General features: G+C 40.5%; 16 protein-coding genes. 15 read left to right on the forward strand and 1 reads right to left on the reverse strand.

What is annotated here, in order from left to right; genetic code table 11:
- The first annotated feature begins 269 nt into the window (after positions 1-269).
- From AC6HVZ_RS00270 to AC6HVZ_RS00285, 4 genes are all read left to right on the forward strand, one after another.
- Complete coding sequence (locus tag AC6HVZ_RS00270) at positions 270-1,265, forward strand: TAXI family TRAP transporter solute-binding subunit (RefSeq protein WP_497556122.1); 996 nt, start codon at positions 270-272, stop codon at positions 1,263-1,265.
- Between the two features lie 165 nt (positions 1,266-1,430).
- On the forward strand, positions 1,431-3,389 hold the full coding sequence (locus AC6HVZ_RS00275) for a TRAP transporter permease (protein WP_497556123.1): 1,959 nt from the start codon (positions 1,431-1,433) through the stop codon (positions 3,387-3,389).
- Between the two features lie 232 nt (positions 3,390-3,621).
- Positions 3,622-4,050: a PaaI family thioesterase gene (locus tag AC6HVZ_RS00280; RefSeq protein WP_497556124.1), complete on the forward strand. Its 429-nt coding sequence runs from the start codon at positions 3,622-3,624 to the stop codon at positions 4,048-4,050.
- A gap of 89 nt (positions 4,051-4,139) precedes the next feature.
- Complete coding sequence (locus AC6HVZ_RS00285; protein WP_497556125.1) at positions 4,140-4,667, forward strand: gamma carbonic anhydrase family protein; 528 nt, start codon at positions 4,140-4,142, stop codon at positions 4,665-4,667.
- A 482-nt stretch (positions 4,668-5,149) separates the two neighbouring features.
- Here the strand turns inward: AC6HVZ_RS00285 and paaX are convergent, their stop codons facing one another.
- Positions 5,150-5,998, reverse strand: coding sequence for a phenylacetic acid degradation operon negative regulatory protein PaaX (gene paaX, locus AC6HVZ_RS00290; RefSeq protein WP_497556126.1), 849 nt, complete (start codon positions 5,996-5,998; stop codon positions 5,150-5,152).
- Between the two features lie 433 nt (positions 5,999-6,431).
- Here paaX and paaA point away from each other — a divergent pair, with 433 nt between their 5' ends.
- The 11 genes from paaA (at position 6,432) to pdhA (ending at position 17,457) form a co-directional block, all read left to right on the forward strand.
- The gene (gene paaA, locus AC6HVZ_RS00295) at positions 6,432-7,421 is read left to right on the forward strand and encodes a 1,2-phenylacetyl-CoA epoxidase subunit PaaA (protein ID WP_497556127.1); all 990 of its coding nucleotides are present in this window, start codon (positions 6,432-6,434) and stop codon (positions 7,419-7,421) included.
- A gap of 24 nt (positions 7,422-7,445) precedes the next feature.
- A complete protein-coding gene (gene paaB, locus AC6HVZ_RS00300) occupies positions 7,446-7,805 on the forward strand; it encodes a 1,2-phenylacetyl-CoA epoxidase subunit PaaB (RefSeq protein ID WP_497556128.1) in 360 nt (119 codons plus the stop codon).
- Positions 7,802-8,620, forward strand: a complete 819-nt coding sequence (gene paaC / locus AC6HVZ_RS00305) for a 1,2-phenylacetyl-CoA epoxidase subunit PaaC (RefSeq protein ID WP_497556129.1) — start codon at positions 7,802-7,804, stop codon at positions 8,618-8,620. Before paaB ends, paaC begins: the two co-directional genes overlap by 4 nt.
- A gap of 247 nt (positions 8,621-8,867) precedes the next feature.
- Complete coding sequence (paaD, locus tag AC6HVZ_RS00310) at positions 8,868-9,371, forward strand: 1,2-phenylacetyl-CoA epoxidase subunit PaaD (RefSeq protein WP_497556130.1); 504 nt, start codon at positions 8,868-8,870, stop codon at positions 9,369-9,371.
- A 216-nt stretch (positions 9,372-9,587) separates the two neighbouring features.
- Positions 9,588-9,893: an EthD family reductase gene (locus AC6HVZ_RS00315; protein ID WP_497556131.1), complete on the forward strand. Its 306-nt coding sequence runs from the start codon at positions 9,588-9,590 to the stop codon at positions 9,891-9,893.
- Entirely contained in the window at positions 9,886-10,662 is a 777-nt protein-coding gene (locus tag AC6HVZ_RS00320; RefSeq protein WP_497556132.1) for an enoyl-CoA hydratase/isomerase family protein, read from the forward strand. Before AC6HVZ_RS00315 ends, AC6HVZ_RS00320 begins: the two co-directional genes overlap by 8 nt.
- 3 nt (positions 10,663-10,665) lie before the next feature.
- A complete protein-coding gene (locus AC6HVZ_RS00325; protein WP_497556133.1) occupies positions 10,666-11,451 on the forward strand; it encodes an enoyl-CoA hydratase/isomerase family protein in 786 nt (261 codons plus the stop codon).
- A 60-nt stretch (positions 11,452-11,511) separates the two neighbouring features.
- Positions 11,512-13,035, forward strand: a complete 1,524-nt coding sequence (locus AC6HVZ_RS00330) for an aldehyde dehydrogenase family protein (RefSeq protein WP_497556134.1) — start codon at positions 11,512-11,514, stop codon at positions 13,033-13,035.
- A 352-nt stretch (positions 13,036-13,387) separates the two neighbouring features.
- Positions 13,388-14,362, forward strand: a complete 975-nt coding sequence (locus AC6HVZ_RS00335) for an NAD(P)H-dependent flavin oxidoreductase (RefSeq protein WP_497556135.1) — start codon at positions 13,388-13,390, stop codon at positions 14,360-14,362.
- 583 nt (positions 14,363-14,945) lie between these two features.
- Complete coding sequence (locus AC6HVZ_RS00340; RefSeq protein ID WP_497556136.1) at positions 14,946-16,088, forward strand: Leu/Phe/Val dehydrogenase; 1,143 nt, start codon at positions 14,946-14,948, stop codon at positions 16,086-16,088.
- Positions 16,089-16,401: 313 nt separating this feature from the next.
- On the forward strand, positions 16,402-17,457 hold the full coding sequence (gene pdhA, locus AC6HVZ_RS00345; protein ID WP_497556137.1) for a pyruvate dehydrogenase (acetyl-transferring) E1 component subunit alpha: 1,056 nt from the start codon (positions 16,402-16,404) through the stop codon (positions 17,455-17,457).
- Positions 17,458-17,542: the final 85 nt, after the last annotated feature.

Below are 17,542 nucleotides of genomic sequence, written 5' to 3' on the forward strand. Positions count from 1 at the left end.
ATGCATGGAAATGTATAGCTTTAAAAAATACTAAAACTTCATTGCTTTAACTTAGAACAATGGGGGCTGGCATAATTTTCACGGTCTATTGTTAACAAATAGATTTAACAAATTATTAAGAGTAGTAATAAACAGTTATAAATTAACGGGAAATTAGTATAAATAGACTAAGCTCCTAAATGGTTTTCATTAAAACATCCACGGAATTCTCTTTAATGTGTAAGTACTGAACCAAGGGGAGATAAATACAGTTTTAAAAGGGGGAAATTATGAGTAAAAAGAAATTATTAGGTTTCACTACATTAATGTTAAGCATGATTCTGTTACTTGCGGGTTGTGGCGGTGGTGAAAAGAATATTGCCATTGGGCCACCTGCTAGTGAGACGAATTCAGTTTCTACGTTAATTTTAGAAGCATATGGGATAGGAGACGGGGATTATAGTGCACATCAGGAAGGATTTGGCGATGCTGCTGATGGGGTTCAGGATGGAAATATAGATATTTCAATTGGGATTCTTGGTTTACCTGCTGGTAGCATTGAGGCACTGCAAGCATCAGCTGGTGATGTGAAAATGTTAGATCTTTCGGATGAAGCAATTTCCTATATAGAAGAAAATAGTGGATATATGCGTTATACGATTCCACAGGATACGTATGACTTTCTTGAATCAGATGTAGAGACAGTTACTGCATATGCTATTTTAATGGCAAGCACAGATACAATTGACGAAGAGCTTGGTTATGAGCTTGCTAAAAGTATGGTAGAGGATGCAAGTGAAAATACACATGCACAGGCAGCACAAATGACATTGGAAAATGCACTCAAAGGCTCAGAAGGATTACCAATTCACCCAGGTGCGAAACGTTATTATGAAGAACAGGGACTGACAGTGGATAATCCGGTAGCTGAATTAGCTGCAAGTGAACGAAAAAGTGAACTTATTTTAGGAACAGGAAGCCAGGGTGGTACCTATTATCCACTTGGTGGAGAGATGGCAACCATCTGGAGTAACAATATTGACGGTATAAATGTAACGAATACAGAAACCGGTGCATCCATAGAAAATCTGGCTAGCATCCGTGATGGTAATTTGGATCTTGGCATGGCTGTCCATGTTCCCACGCAAGATGCGGTAAATGGAACAGGAGACTTTGAAGGGAATGAAGTTCCAAATACTGCATTTATTGGACATATTTATCCTGAGGTTATTCAAATTGTTACACGAGAAAATACTGAAATCGAAAGCTTAGACGATTTGAAATAGGCTTTTTGGAACAGGGAAGGGACTTTTTAGAAAACTTGGTTGTTACCAAGCTCATAGCTGACAGCCTTAGTTGCACTTATGCAGATAAGAAAGTATTTTATGTTTTCTAATCTGCCAAGTAAATTGAGTTCCTTTCCTTCTATTATTATTGAGGGATGTGATTAGATGGAAGAAAGTCAAAAAATAAATGCAAAAGAAGTCCTGGAAAAATACGATAAAGAAAGTAACTATCGTGTAAATATTGGGAAGTGGGCTATCATTGTTACATTTCTTGGAGTTGGTTTAACATTCTTCCATTTATATACAGGTTATTTTGGAACACTGCCCTCCCAACAGCAAGGAGCTGTCCATTTAGGAACAGCACTCGGAATCATCTTTCTTCTTTTTCCTGCAAAAAAAGGTCTGCATAAAAAGCAAAAGAACATTCCGTGGTATGATGTGATTTTGGCATTTACTGCGATATATGTAACCTATCACAAAATTATTTTTTTTGAATCGATCCTGCAAAGCCGTATATCCGGTTATGGTACCATTGATGTGATTGTATCGATTCTCGGGATACTGCTATTGCTTGAGGCAACTCGCCGAACCGTCGGTGTACCTATTGTTATCGTTGCAAGTATTACAATCATATACGCTATTTTCGGAAATTTTATCCCAACACAAATTTTGTCACATCCTGGCTTTGCTGTTGACCGAATTACAACTAATCTATGGTTCCGTGAGAGTGGTGTATTTGGTACACCTATCCAAATTTCATCCAAGTTTATATTTCTATTCCTATTTTTTGGTGTCATTCTTGTACATACGAAAATTGGTAAGTTTTTTAATGATATAGCCTTTGCGCTTACAGGTAGATATACTGGTGGGACAGCGAAAGCGGCAGTAGCAGCAAGTGCCCTGCAAGGCATGGTATCAGGTAGTTCGGTTGGAAATACAGTAGCGTCGGGTTCCTTTACCATTCCAATGATGAAAAAAGCGGGGTTTAAGCCGGAATTTGCAGCGGCAACAGAGGCTTCTGCTTCTACCGGTGGACAAATCATGCCACCACTGATGGGTGCTGCAGCGTTTATCATGATGGAATACCTTGGTGTATCCTATGGTGCGATTATGCTGGCAGCTATTGTACCTGCAATATTATATTTTTCGGGAATTTTTATTGGTGCTCATTTTGAAGCAAAAAAACTAGGTATTTTTGGATTGCCGAAGTCTGAACTTCCAAATTTTACTAAACTAATGATTCGTTATGGATATATGCTACTTCCATTATTTATTATTATTGGAACAATTATGGTGGGTTTTACACCTCAACGGGCTGCCATAATGGGCATTATAGCAGCATATCTGGTAAGTTTAGTTCGAAAAGAGTCCCGGATGAATTTTAAGAAGACGATCTATGTGCTGGAACAAGGGGCGCAAGTTGCGCTTCCGGTGATTGCGGCAGTTGCAACAGCTGGAATTATTGCTGGTGTTATAAGTATTACAGGGCTTGGGGCGAAGTTTGCTTCCGGTATTATCGCATTGTCGAGTGGTTATTTATTTTTGGCTCTTTTCTTTACAATGATTGCTTGTATCATTTTAGGGATGGGATTACCGACAACAGCAAATTACGTTGTTACAGCCACGGTTGCTGCGCCTGCTCTTATTAATGAGTTTGGAGTTACACCGATTGCAGCCCATCTGTTTGTCTTCTACTTTGGTATTGTAGCAGATATTACACCACCTGTTTGTTTAGCTGCATATGCTGGTGCAGGGATTGCTCGGGCAAATCCATTTAAATCCGGGGTTAATGCTGTCAAACTCGCAGTTGCAGCTTTTATCATTCCATATGTATTTGTCTACAATGATATTTTAGTTTTAGTAGATGTTACGCCTATCCCTCTCATTATAGCCTTAACAACAGCAATACTGGGAATGGCTGCAGTGAGTAGTGCGGTTATTGGGTTTTTCATTCGTAACTCGTATTCATGGGAACGGCTCAATCTGTTTGCTGCAGGAATCCTGTTAATTATTCCAAATATAGTTAGTAGTTTAACTGGACTATTATTAGCAGTCGGAATCTGGTTCATTCAAAAACAACGGAAAGATGATGCGGGGAAGATGGAGTTAAATGCTTCTGTGTAACTAGCGTTTTAAGTTAAATGCAGATTAGAAACAATCATGAATTTCCCCGTACTTTGTGAAAGATCAAAAATTCCAAATACAATTGACATCAATATATTAGAGATTTATTATTATAGATGACGAATTTATTACGTAGTTTAAATAAAATGTCATACTAAATGTTATCAGTTTAAGACTTTAATGTGATAGCGGATGTACCAGAAAAGTAGTTTTAAAGAGGGGAGTGTTGCTTATGGTGACAAATTTTAAAATGAGTGATTTTCAAAAGGTTGCTGATCAGATAATAATGCCACCACCTTGTGATGATACGATGCAAATCACGGTACATGAATCCGTTGATGGAATTGCCCATGGAACCTGGAAAGTTGATCGTAAGTATATCAATGGAATTGGTGTAGCAATGGGTGGGTTTTTATCATCCGCAGCAGATATTATGATGGCCTATGCGATTTCATCTAAATTAACAGACCAGCATGGATTTGCGTCTATTAATCTCGATACAACGTTTCATCGGCCGGTTGTAGAGGGAGAAGTGGAAGTGATTGCCAGGGTAGAAAGACTTGGTAGGACGTTAGCATATGTGGTGTCAGAATTAAAGCAAAACAATAAACTAGCAGCAACATGCGTTTCTTCCATACTCATTAAAAAACTGGAAGAATAAGCGAGCCTTATTCTAGTAAAAGGTTATCGGACATAGATTAATGCTAGATAGCTGACGAAACTACTAAAAGGGAAAGGATGTTTTTAGGAATGATTTATCGTTACAAAGACCATACACCGGTTATTCATGATACGGTTTTTATTGCTGAAGGTGCTAAAATTATTGGAGATGTACAGATTGGAGCTCATTCGAGTATTTGGTTTAATGTGGTACTTCGCGGTGATGAGGGACCGATTAGGATTGGTGAGCGTTGCAACATACAGGAAAACAGCATGTGTCACCTGTATGAGCAATTTCCGTTAACCTTGGAAGATGAAGTGTCGATAGGGCATAATGCAATTGTTCATGGTTGTATACTTCGAAAAGGTGTATTGGTCGGAATGGGTGCAACTGTTTTAGATGGAGCAGAAATTGGTGAGTATTCAATCATTGGTGCAAATAGTCTTGTTCCGTCCGGTAAAAGAATTCCACCACGCTCTTTAGTATTGGGATCACCAGGGAAAGTAGTCAGAACTTTAACAAATAAAGACATGGCTATGATTGAAGAAGCGATTACTACATATGTGGATAAAGGTCAGGAGTTCCAGCAGAAAGAATTATTTGAAAAGATCAGATGAAGAAATGATTCTGAACTGGGGTTAGGGAAATCAGAACTTAACGAAAGAAGCCTGAACCAAAGCGGAAAATCCTCGAATACGTATCCTATCCCGGAGCATCACTTTATCAAAAATACTCTCTACACTCATTAGAAAACTTGGTTGTCACCATGTCCTTAGGTGATAGCCAAAGCTAGCACTTATGCAGTAAGAAAGTATTTTATCACGCATTAACGGGCTGTAATACCCCCACCTCCAAGCGTGAGAAAACCCAAACGTAAAGGTGGGGAGGGCCTTGTATCATACCCTTGCGTTATAAATAGCCCGTAAATTTCCTAATTCTGTTCAAGGGCCTTTAGGTCATACCATGAGGTACTAACATTCAGTGGAGGAGGAAGGGAACCTCCCACTGAATGAAGTTTCACTTTATACTTCCTTATCTGCCAAAATATGGTCAGTCTCCTCATACTACATAAGCAAATAGTAAACCATTTTTCAGTTTACTATTTATTCATTGCAGGAATTTTACCCTGTTCGAAAACAGACTCAAAAAAACGGGTGGCAGGTGTTTGTAGTAATTGATTATAATACGTAAACAGAGAAGCTGCTGAATCTCCCAGCCATTTTATTGGCAGCAGTTCTTCCGGAAGGTTTGGGTCAATAAATAGAAATTTTCTATATTGATGTACAAGTAATGCACTCTCGATAAAACAGTCACCATCACTCATTTTCCCTTTTTCAATTTTATTCCTATCAATGACATACTTTTGACTATACTCCTGGATGAATTGGTAGTAGCGAACATTTACATCATCAATATCCCAGCATTTTGCGACCAGTTCTGAATGTTTACTCATCCCTTCATAGGTTGCCAGGAAGAAGGAAACATAATCACTGATGTCATATTTTTCAATTAATCGATTGACTTGTTCTTCTAATGGATTTGGTGTAATCCAACAGCTATTGGAGAGAAGTCCAAAACCACTCCATACCAATTCTTTACGCAATTCATCACGAAGATGGCGCTTTTCCTCAGGTATACTATAAACAAGCATGCGCCACTTGCCATCCCACGTGGGAGATTTGGTTTTATAAATTCTTTTGGAGGCTTCCTCCATACGAGCTGTACCCCGTTCAGTCAACGAATAATAGCTTTTGTTCCCAATTTTTTTCGATTGTACCCATCCCTGTTTGTTCATACGGGAAATAGCTGCACGTACGGACTGTTCATTATGACCGAATTCCTCCAGCAAGCGAATTAAACTACCGATCCAGATGACATTGCCATAATGACGTATGTAATCCCCATATAGAGTAAAGATCATTGAACGTGTATTAAATTGTTTTTCCATAGAACGATCCTTTCTCTCATATACTTCATCGTTTTCTAATATATTAGTTAAATAATGGACTATTTATATGTATTATTAGAAAACTTGGTTGTCACCAAGTTTTCAGGTGACAATCTTAGTTCAATGAAAAATACCTTTCGTCTGCGATGAAAATGCTTCGAAGTATTACTTATGCACTTATGCAAATAGGAAAGTTTTTATGCTTTCCTATTCGCAAAAATAAACGTTAAATATAAATATGTAATATAAATAGTATATTTTATCAATGATTCTGTCAATAAAATAAATAATCATAAGTTATTCCCTTATACCTTCGAGAAGGTTAATGATTTTCGAATAATAAGTACTATTAAAATTATTCGAAAATTAACTTGAACATTATATAACGAATTGATATAATGACGTTAATAAAACGTAATGAGGAGTTGTTGCAATGTATAATTACATTCCTGATGGAGACTCCGTAACTAAAGCGTACACAGAGGAAGACCAGGGAAAATATGAAGACTTTATGGAGCGTATCAACAATGGGGAAAAGATTGAGGCGGACGACTGGATGCCGGAGGATTATCGTCAAGCACTTATAAAACTAATTTCTATGCATGGGATTAGCGAGATTATGGGGGCGTTGCCGGAAAAAGAATGGGTTCCAAAGGCTCCGACCTTAAAACGTAAACTTGGTATTATGGCAAAAGTACAGGATGAAATGGGGCATGGTCAATTACTTCTTCGGGTGGCAGAAGATTTAATGAAGCCGTATGGGAGAACAAGAGAAAATTTAATAGAAGATTTATTAAATGGAGATTTAAAGTTTCATAATGTTTTTCATATGCCAACAAAAACTTGGGCTGATGCAGGGATGGTTGGCTGGATGGTAGATGGGGCTGCCATCATTTCACAAACTAATATGCTTGATGCATCCTATGGTCCATACCAAAGAGCGCTTCAGCGCATATGTGCGGAGGAGGTCTTTCATGCACAGCATGGGGAAGCGATTATTATGGCACTTGCGGAAGGAACGCAAGAACAACGGGGAATATTGCAGGAGTCGTTTAGTCGCTGGTGGCCCTCATTATTGATGTTTTTTGGACCTGCATCGGCTCAAACTACCGGTTCTTCCAAACAGGATATTATGATAAAATATCGCATTCGAAAAAGCAATAATGAGGAATTGCGCCAGGCATTTTTAAATAAATATTTACCTCGTGCGTTTTCGCTTGGTTTAACTGTCCCTGATGAAACTGTCCATTATGATGAAAAAAAAGAAGTTTGGATCTACCGGCAGCCGGACTGGAATGACTTTAAGCAAATTATTAAGAATAAAGGCCCGATGTCAAAAGAGCGGTTGCGATTAAGGGAAATTGCCTATGAGAAAAATCGCTGGGTGAGGCAGGCATTGGTACCACAGGTAATAAGCTCGTAATGGTTTGATGGAAGGGGAGTTAGGATGGCGGCACAGGATGAGTCAAATTTTTATAAAGAATATGAAGTTTTTAGTAAGCGAAGTGCAAAAGCACCAATCCAGCATCAATTTAGCCTGTTGGCACCAAATGATGAATTAGCATTGATGATGGCACAGGAAAACTTTATGCGCAGAGAAGATGTAATCGATGTATGGGTTGTAGCAAGAGAGCATATCCGTTCCATGACAAGCGAGGAACGCTTAACCTGGACAAAGCGGTTGGATAATAAAGCATATCGAACAACCAAAGGCTATGGATACTTAAGAAAAAAATGGCGTGAAAAGGAGCAGGGGATGCTCGATGAAAAAGAAATCATGTCCTGGAAAGAGGTGAATAAGTCATGACAGAACGAATCGAAACTGCAGATGAAGCAAGACAGGATGTTGCATATTTGGAAGCTTTGAAAGAATTGCTTTATCAAATGGCTGACGATGATTTCATAGTTTCGTTTCGTGGGTCAGAATGGCTTGGTTTAGCGCCACATATCGAGGAGGATGTTGCTTTTTCGTCCATTACACAAAATACGATGGGGCATGCTGTCATGTACTACAACCTTCTGGAGGAACTAGGAGAAGGTGCTGCGGACGCCCTTGCACATGTGCGTCCCTTGGAAAAAAGACGGAATGCAGTTTACCTGGAGAAACAAAATGGGGATGGATCATATCTCAAAGATCCGTACTTTGATTGGGCACTTACTGTTGTGCGTCACTATTTTTTTGAAGTGTTAAAAAAAGTTAAGCTGGTGGCACTCACTGAAAGCTCTTACGCACCTCTGGCAAATATTGCACAAAAAGTATTGATGGAACAGCCTTATCATTTGGCACATTGGAAATTATGGATGCAGCAGCTGCAGCATTCGAATGAAGATGCAAAGTCCCGGATCAACATGAGAATAGTAGAAGCCTGGAAGGAATTCGGTGATGCTCTTGAATTAGGATCGAAATCCTTAGAAATGGTACAGCACGAGTTGATTGCCGGTGAAGACTTTTTGCGAACACAATGGCTGAAAGAAGTGCAAGCAACGGTCATGTCTTTACCAACTTTTCCTATAGGGAAGGGGCTGGGCAATGGGAGGAATGGTGAGCATTCCGCAGACCTTAAGCAGGCGATAAAGATATTTTCCGAAGTGTATGAGAGTGATAGAGAAGCAGTATGGTAGGGTGCCAATAGACAAAAATGTGAAGTTGAGAGACAGCACCTCGAAGTTGAGAGGCAGCAGCGTGAAGTTGAGAGACAGCACTTCGAAGTTGAGAGACAGCACCTCGAAGTTGAGAGGCAGCAGCGTGAAGTTGAGAGACAGCACTTCGAAGTTGAGAGACAGCACCTCGAAGTTGAGAGACAGCAGCGTGAAGTTGAGAGATAGCATCGTAAAGTTGAGACACAGCATCACACGGAGGGGGAGTAGAATGCAAGTAAAAAGTAGGGAAGCTGAGATTCTCTCTATCCTTAGAACGGTCGATGATCCAGAGCTTCCAACAGTGAGTGTTTATGACCTGGGGATGGTTCATGAAATTAAGGTAGTCCTAAATAATGTTGCTATTACGATGGTACCAACATTTGCGGGTTGTCCCGCCTTAGATTTCATTGAAAAAAATGTTAAAGAAGCTGTTGAAGCGTTGGACTGGGTGGATGGATGTCAGGTAGAATTTTCATTCCAGCTCAGATGGACTACGGATAGCATTACAAATACAGGAAAGGAAAATCTGAAAAAGCTAGGGATTGCAGCTCCTCCAGAAAGCTATCAGCCAGGGGATTCTTGGACTGTAAGTTGTCCATATTGTGATTCAGCATATACATCGGTGGAGAATGTGTTTGGACCGACAGCCTGCCGCAGTATTTTATATTGCATGGAATGCAGAAACCCATTTGAGGCAATGAAGCCAGTTGTGGAGTATTCCATTTCATTATAAAAAGCATAATTGTAAGTGCTTTCAATAAAAACCGACTTTCAACTGGAGCCATCACAAAGTTGAGAGCGAGCACCACAAAGTTGAGAGCGAGCACCACAAAGTTGAGAGCCAGCATCATGAAGTTGAGAGCCAACACCGCAAAGTTGAGAGACAACAGCAACCCGACACATAGTAGAACTAAACAATAACTATACAAAAAAAGAAAGGATGTTTTAGATGGTTAAATTAATAGCTTTGTACAAACAGCCGGAGGATCCAGCGAAATTCGATGAACATTATTTTAATGTACACACACCGATTACAAAGAAAATACCTGGTCTAAGGGATATGAAAGTAACTAAAATTGTTGGGTCACCAATGGGTAAAAGCGATTATTATCTGCTATGTGAAATGTTTTACGATTCCCATCAATCATTGCAAACAGCGATGAAAACAGATGAAGGAAAGGCGTCAGGTAAAGATGTAATGCAATTTGCCGGTGACATTGTAACACTCATGATCGGTGAGGAAGTCGATGACTGATCGATCCTATATTAAGGTTACCAGGGAAAACAGTGTAGGTGTGATTCAACTTCATCGCCCTGAGGTTGCCAATGCTTTACACCGAAAAATGGTCGATGAAATTGTTGCTGAAATGGAAGCTTTTGATCGGGATGCCTCTATCCGTGTCATTGTTGTGAAGGGAAATAATAAGGCGTTTGCTGCTGGTGCAGATATTGAAGAGATGCTGGAAGATACGCCGTTATCGATCGAGCTTCTGGATCCATTTGCAGTTTGGGATCGTTTAACATTGATAAAAAAGCCGATGATTGCAAGCGTCAATGGATTTGCCTTAGGTGGCGGATTTGAGCTGGCCCTTCATTGTGACCTAATCATTGCAGGTGAAGATGCCAGGTTTGGTTTTCCAGAAGTAAAGCTTGGAGTAATGCCAGGGGCTGGGGGTACACAGTTTTTAACAATGGCAATGGGAAAGCGGAAAGCACTTGAATGGATCTGGCTTGGTGAGTTTATGGATGCAAAGGAAGCCATGAATTATGGTGTTATCAATCGGGTTGTTGCACCTGAAATGGTCGAAGAAGAGACGATGCAATTGGCAGGAAAACTCTCGAAACAGCCACCGATCTCTTTACGTCTTATTAAGGAAGTGGTGGATAAAGCTGAGGAATTACCTTTGTTGGATGGGATGAAACTGGAACGGAAAAACTTTTACCTTACTTTTGACTCACAGGATCAAAAAGAAGGAATGAAAGCTTTTATCGAAAAACGTTCTCCTTCTTTCAGGGGGGTATGAGAAATGGAATCCATTGATTATCACACAATTACTTATGAGTATAGAAATGGTGTTGTAACAATCGCATTGAACCGGCCGACAGCCTTTAATGCATTTACAGTTGAAATGAATAGGGAAATCATCAAGGCATTGAAAATGGCGAGTAAAGATAGAGATGTGCGGTGTATTGTTATGACGGGAATCGGAAAAGCATTTTGTGCGGGTGAGGATTTGGGTGGGATCGGCGAAAATACGGATCATGCTGCATTTCTTCGTAAGCGTTATCATCCGATGATGAAGGCAATTAAAGAGGTGCCAAAGCCGATTATAGCTGCGGTTAATGGTACTGCAGCGGGGGCAGGGATGAGCCTGGCATTGGCAGCTGATTTTAGGCTCGTTCAACCAAATACGAAGTTTGTTAGTGCATTTATGAATATCGGCTTAATACCTGATTCGGGTTTTATGTATGTACTTCCCCGCCTGATTGGTTATGCTAAAGCACTAGAAATTGCTGTTTTGGGAAAAACGATGACAGGAGAAGAAGCATATAAATTAGGACTTGCAACGGAAATGATCGAGTCTTCCGAATGGGATGAGAAGGTGCATGAGTTTGCGATCTCCATGGCGGGATTACCGACTAAAGCATTTGGGTTAATCAAACGGTATATGATGGACGGAATGAATTTGTCGTTTGATGAAGTGTTGGAGCAGGAAGCACAAGCGCAGCGCATTGCCGGCAGAACCCAGGATCATCTGGAAGGGTTAAATGCTTTTAAAGAAAAACGGAGAGCCGAGTTTTCAGGAAATTAAAGTAGATATTACGCTGGAAATTACTGCTGATTTTACAATTATGGGGAGGAAATATAGTCCATGACACAAACCGTAAACAAGGAAATAATTACTGAGGTTGGACCACTAAAGCGTGAGCATTATTCAATGATTATTAATGGAGAACGTGCAGAAAGCAGTTCGGATGAACTATATCAGACATTCAACCCTGCTAAAGGAGAAGTTTTGGCTACCATCGCAAAGGCAAACGAGGAAGATGCTGAAAAAGCTGTACAAGCAGCAAGAAACGCTTTTGATCATGGGAAATGGCGTAAGTATCCAGTTGGAAAACGTTCCCGTGTGTTAAATAAAATCGCAGAAATTATGCGGGGACGATTTAAAGAACTTGTGGAAATGGAAGTCCTGAATAGCGGTAAGTCAATTGGTGCAGCTCAGGTCCAAGTTAATCAATCGATTGAAGATTTTGAATTTTATGCGGGAGCAATTGTTGGGCACCGTGGCACAGTGAATAATATGCCATATGGATTTTTCAACTATACACATAAGGAACCGGTCGGGGTGTGTGCCCAGATTATTCCATGGAACTATCCAATGATGATGGCCGCATGGAAAATAGCACCAGCGATTGCTGCGGGTTGTTCGGTTGTTATTAAGCCGGCAAGTCTCACGCCGGTTACGGCAATCCTGTTAAATGAAATCTGCCACGAAGCAGGGGTTCCGGCGGGGGTGGTCAATACGATTCCAGGTTCCGGTCAAGTGGTGGGAGATTACCTGGTAAATCATGAAGCAATCAATAAAGTTGCTTTTACAGGATCAACACCTATAGGGAAAAATATTATGAGGAAAGCTTCAGAAACATTGAAGCGCATAACACTAGAGCTTGGTGGAAAATCACCAAACATTGTCTTTGACGATGCAGATTTGGAAGCGGCAGTCCCAGGATCCCTGTTTGGTATTTTCTTTAATACAGGACAATCCTGTGAAGCAAGGTCACGTATGTTTGTCCATGAATCAATCTATGATACGTTCATGGAACAATTCATTGCAAAGACAAAAAAACTGAAGTCCGGTGATCCATTTGATAAAGGAACACACTTAGGTTCAATAATCAGCAAGGAGCAAGTGGAGGTAATCGATGGCTATGTCCAATCAGCCATAGCCGATGGAGCAACAATAGCCACAGGTGGGAAAATCATGCAAATGGAAGGATTTGAAAATGGCCATTGGTATGAACCAACTATTATAACGGACGTCACTCCTGATATGCAAGCAGTAAAAGAAGAGATTTTCGGTCCTGTCGTTGTTGTTGAAAAATTCACAGATGAAAAAGATGTGATCAAGCGTGCCAATGATACTAAATATGGGCTTGGTTCAGCAATCTGGACGACCGATCAGGCCAGAGCAACCCGTGTAGCGCATCAGATTCAAGCTGGAATCGTCATGGTGAACAGTCCATTTTCCGCATTTCCGGGAACTCCTTTTGGTGGCTATAAAGAATCGGGTATTGGCAGGGAGCTTGCCGTGGAATCGCTGGATCTTTATATGGAAGACAAAAGCGTTCTATCATACTACGGATCTAAACCGTTAAATCCATTTGGAGTTTAATTTTATCATGCATTAACGGGTTGTAATACTCCCAGCTCCAAGCGTGAGACATCCCAAACGTGAAGGTGGGGGAGAGCTTTGTGTCATACCCTTGTGTTATAAACAGCCCGTAAATTTCCTGATTCTGTTCAAGGACCTTTAGGCTATACCATGAGGTGCTAACATTCAGTGGGGAAGGAAGGGAAACCCCTACTAAATGAAGTTTCACTTTATCTATTTAACACGGGGGTCATCATAAAAACAGGCAGCAGTCAAAGCAAAGAAAAATCAGTTGGTTCATGGAAATCTTTGGCTGCTGGAAATTGGTGGAGGAAGTGTCTTTTTATTAATCTGAAACGAAGGAGGAAGTTATGTGAATCCTATCTGCCAGCTGCTCAATATAAGCTATCCAATCATTCAGGGGGGAATGGGGAATATCAGTAATGCACCACTTGCAGCTGCAGTTTCAGATGCCGGTGGATTGGGAATGATTGGCTGTGGAACAATGACACCGGAAGAAGTTGAAAAGATAATTATTGAAACAAAGGGACTTACGAATAAACCATTTGGTATCAATATTGCAATAAACGTGACAGACCATGTTGATCAATTAATAGAATTGGTAATTAAACATCAAATCCCTGCGGTTTCATTATCTGCTGGAAATCCTGTGAATTATATTCCTATTCTCCATGATAATCATGTAAAAGCGCTTACCGTTGTTGCTTCTGTCAAGCATGCGGAAAAAGCGGAGAATGCCGGTGCGGATATTATTGTAGCAGAGGGGTTTGAAGCGGCAGGTATTAATTCCGGTTTAGAATTGACCACGTTTACATTGGTTCCTCAAATTTCTGACCATGTCGCTATCCCCATCCTTGCTGCAGGTGGCATAGGCAACGGAAAAGGTCTGGCAGCGGCTTTAATGCTTGGGGCAAGTGGTGTTCAGCTGGGAACCATCCTGGTTGCAACTAAGGAATCACCTTTTCATGATGACTATAAACAGCAGTTAATTCAATCGGATGGAACTGGAACTGCTATCGTTGGCCGATCTTTAGAAAAAGCTCGACGTATCCTGAACACACCGTATGCAAAAAAACTTAAAGCGCTTGAGAATAGTGGTATAACGTTAGAACAATATAGTTCGTTTACTTCTGAGGCTCACCATCTAAAAGGGGCACTAAATGGAGATCTCGAGAATGGCTTTATGAATGCCGGGCAAGTGACAGGACTAATCACACGTATAGCCAGTGTGAGAGAAGTCATCGAGGGAATGATTCGTGATGCAACTATACAAATGAACTGTAAAATGGATTTATTAAATGGAAAATCAAGTGCAACCCATTCATAGGCTTGTTATTAAGGTTTTTGTAATAGATTAATTTTTCTAAAAATTTTCACTGTATTATACCATGATGATAAAATGACGTGTAAATAACAGCATATAATATTATTTAATGATAAGCGCTTTACTGATGGCTTGTCTTTTAGCATAGGATGTATCCATTTTTGACCATTAATACTATATATACAGTGGAAATAGGATTTTATAGTAAGGCTATATTATCAATTAAATTTAAAAATAATATGAATGACAGGAAACAAGTAACACTCCCAAAAAGTTATTCGGAAAACCTTTGGAGGAAAAGGGAGATTTTATTCCTGAGTAGATCTCTTTCAGTGGATGTTCAAAAAGTCCGGTAAAAATGACACATCGAATTTCTTCGTTGGCGATAGTGGATCTTCTACTAAGACCGCCCACGTCCTGTGGGCAACGTAGAAGTCAGCACATCCTGTGCAAGCCCGCTCCTTACGTATTAATTGCATACGTTCCGGTGCTCAAAGCTACGCCGCCTTGAACTTCTTGGTCCTTTTTATCCCCTTTTTGAACACGTTCTTTCATATCAAAACTTCATCTTTTTAGGAGGATTTTTATGGGATTAGTTAAGGAGTCATCGATCACTGATGATTTTGCTTTGCTTGAAAAAATGTCAGAACATGAACAAGTGGTATTTTGTAATGATCCTTCCACCGGACTGCGAGCAATTATTGCAATACATAACACAACACTTGGCCCTGCAATCGGTGGATGCCGAATGAAAGCATATGCGAGTCTTGATGAAGCGCTGGAAGATGTGCTTCGCCTGTCAAAAGGAATGACGTATAAATGTGCTGCAGCTGATGTTGACTTTGGTGGCGGAAAAGCAGTTATTATTGGGAATCCCGAGACGGATAAGACACCGGAGCTTTTTCGCAGTTTTGGTCAATTTGTCGATTCACTTGGTGGACGTTTTTATACAGGAACAGATATGGGGACAACGATGGATGATTTTGTGCATGCAATGCGGGAAACACCTAACATTGTTGGTATTCCGGAAGCATACGGTGGTGGCGGTGACTCTTCTGTTCCTACATCCAAGGGTATTTTGTATGGAATAATGGCTACGAATAAAATCCTTTTTGGTAATGCCAATTTAAAGCAAGCAACATATGCTGTGCAAGGACTTGGTAAGGTAGGGTTCAAAGTTGCTGAAGGTCTTTTGCAGGCAGGAGCAAAAATTTATGTGACAGATATCGATGAGGAAAAAGTAGCTGAAATCCTGGAAAAGGCTAAAGAAACTTCTGGATCAGCCCACCCCGTTTCAAGTGACGAGATCTATTCACAGAAAGTCGATATATTTGTTCCGTGTGCTTTTGGTAGTGTTATTAATGATCGTACCATTGAAGAATTAAATGTAAAAGCAATAGCCGGTTCAGCAAACAATCAACTGCTAACAGAACAGCATGGGATGGAACTGGCTGAGAAAGGTATCCTTTATGCCCCTGATTACATTATTAATTCAGGTGGACTTATCCAGGTTGCGGACGAATTGTATGGTGCGAATAAAGAAAGGGTGCTAATGAAAACAAAGGAAATATATAATGTACTTCTGGGTGTGTATCGACAAGCAGAGCTTAAGCAACAATCAACGATAAAAGCAGCAAATCACATATGTGAAAACGTATTGGAAAATAGAAAAAGGAGAAACAGCTTTTATACTCATTCCACCAAACCTAAATGGGATATTCGTAATTAATAAATCGTGTTCAAAAGGAGGATAAAAAGGATCGAGAAGTCCGAGGCGGTGCAGCTCCATGTACCGGAGTGTATGCTTTTAATAACAAGAGGAAACGTTCTAGCACGCAGGAAAAGTGTTTTTCTTATAAGGAACTTTAGAGCAAGCCAACGAGCTTCTAGTGGGATGTGGTAACTTCTATGTTCGACTAATGGCATTTGGTGGGGTGAGCTTTAGCGCAGTCCCAGAACGTGTCGGTACTTAGTAGAAGATTCCCTAAGAAGGGTCGTTTTTACCGAATTTATTGAACTTCCATTAACAGGGAGGGAAGCAGATGGAAGCTAACTATCCAATAAAAAAAATCATCGATGATCAAGGAGATCTTATCGATGATTTGTACGAGGATCAAATTGACGGGCAGTTTGTGGAAAATATGTATTACCATATGTACCGGATTAGGACATTTGATAAAAAAGCAATCAGTCTCCAGCGTCAGGGGCGGATTGGAACATATCCGCCATTTGGAGGACAGGAAGCAGCCCAGGTATGCAGTGCACTCGCACTTGGGGAAAATGACTGGATATTTCCAACGTACCGTGATCATGGGGCAACATTGACCTATGGTGCTGACATGACAAGCATGTTCCTTTATTGGAATGGACGAGTAGAAGGATGTATCCCGCCAGAAGGAAAAAACATTTTCCCTGCGGCGGTACCAATAGCAACCCAAATTCCGCATGCGGTTGGAGCATCCTGGGCAGAGAAAAGGAAGGGGACAGACCGAATTGCGATTGCCTATTTTGGGGATGGTGCAACATCTGAAGGTGATTTTCATGAAGGTCTTAATTTTGCAAGTGTATTTAAAACACCAACCGTCTTTTTTAATCAAAATAACGGTTATGCCATTTCCGTGCCGGTAGAAAAGCAAATGAACTCGGAAACAATTGCACAAAAGGGTGTAGCCTATGGAATGAGAAGTGTCCGTATCGATGGAAATGATTGTTTTGCTGTGTACTTTGAGACGAAAAAGGCAGTAGATTTGGCACGTGCAGGGAAAGGGCCAACGTTAATTGAGGCTGTTACCTGGCGTAGAGGTGCACATACGACAGCAGATGATCCAACCAAATACCGTCCGACTGATAAGGGAAATGATATTGTTGAGCCATTGAATCGCCTAGAGCAATTCATGAAAAAGAAGGGCTTTTGGAAAGAGGAGAAAATATCCGAAATGCAGGCTAAATTGAAAGAAGAAGTTGATGTGGCGGTTGATGCCATGGAAAATTATCCGGAAGCTAAAGTGGAAGATTTATTCGATCACGTATTTGCCAAGCTACCAGATGAACTTGTTAAGCAAAAGGAATCTTATCTTAGGCTGTTGGAGGAATACTAGGATGGAGGTTTTATAGACTTGTAATGTCGATAATCCAAACCAATTTTCTTTGTGCGATACTAGTGCTATCGAAGCTTTCCTTGTT

The sequence above is a fragment of the Oceanobacillus sp. NCCP-135 genome (assembly GCF_059698015.1).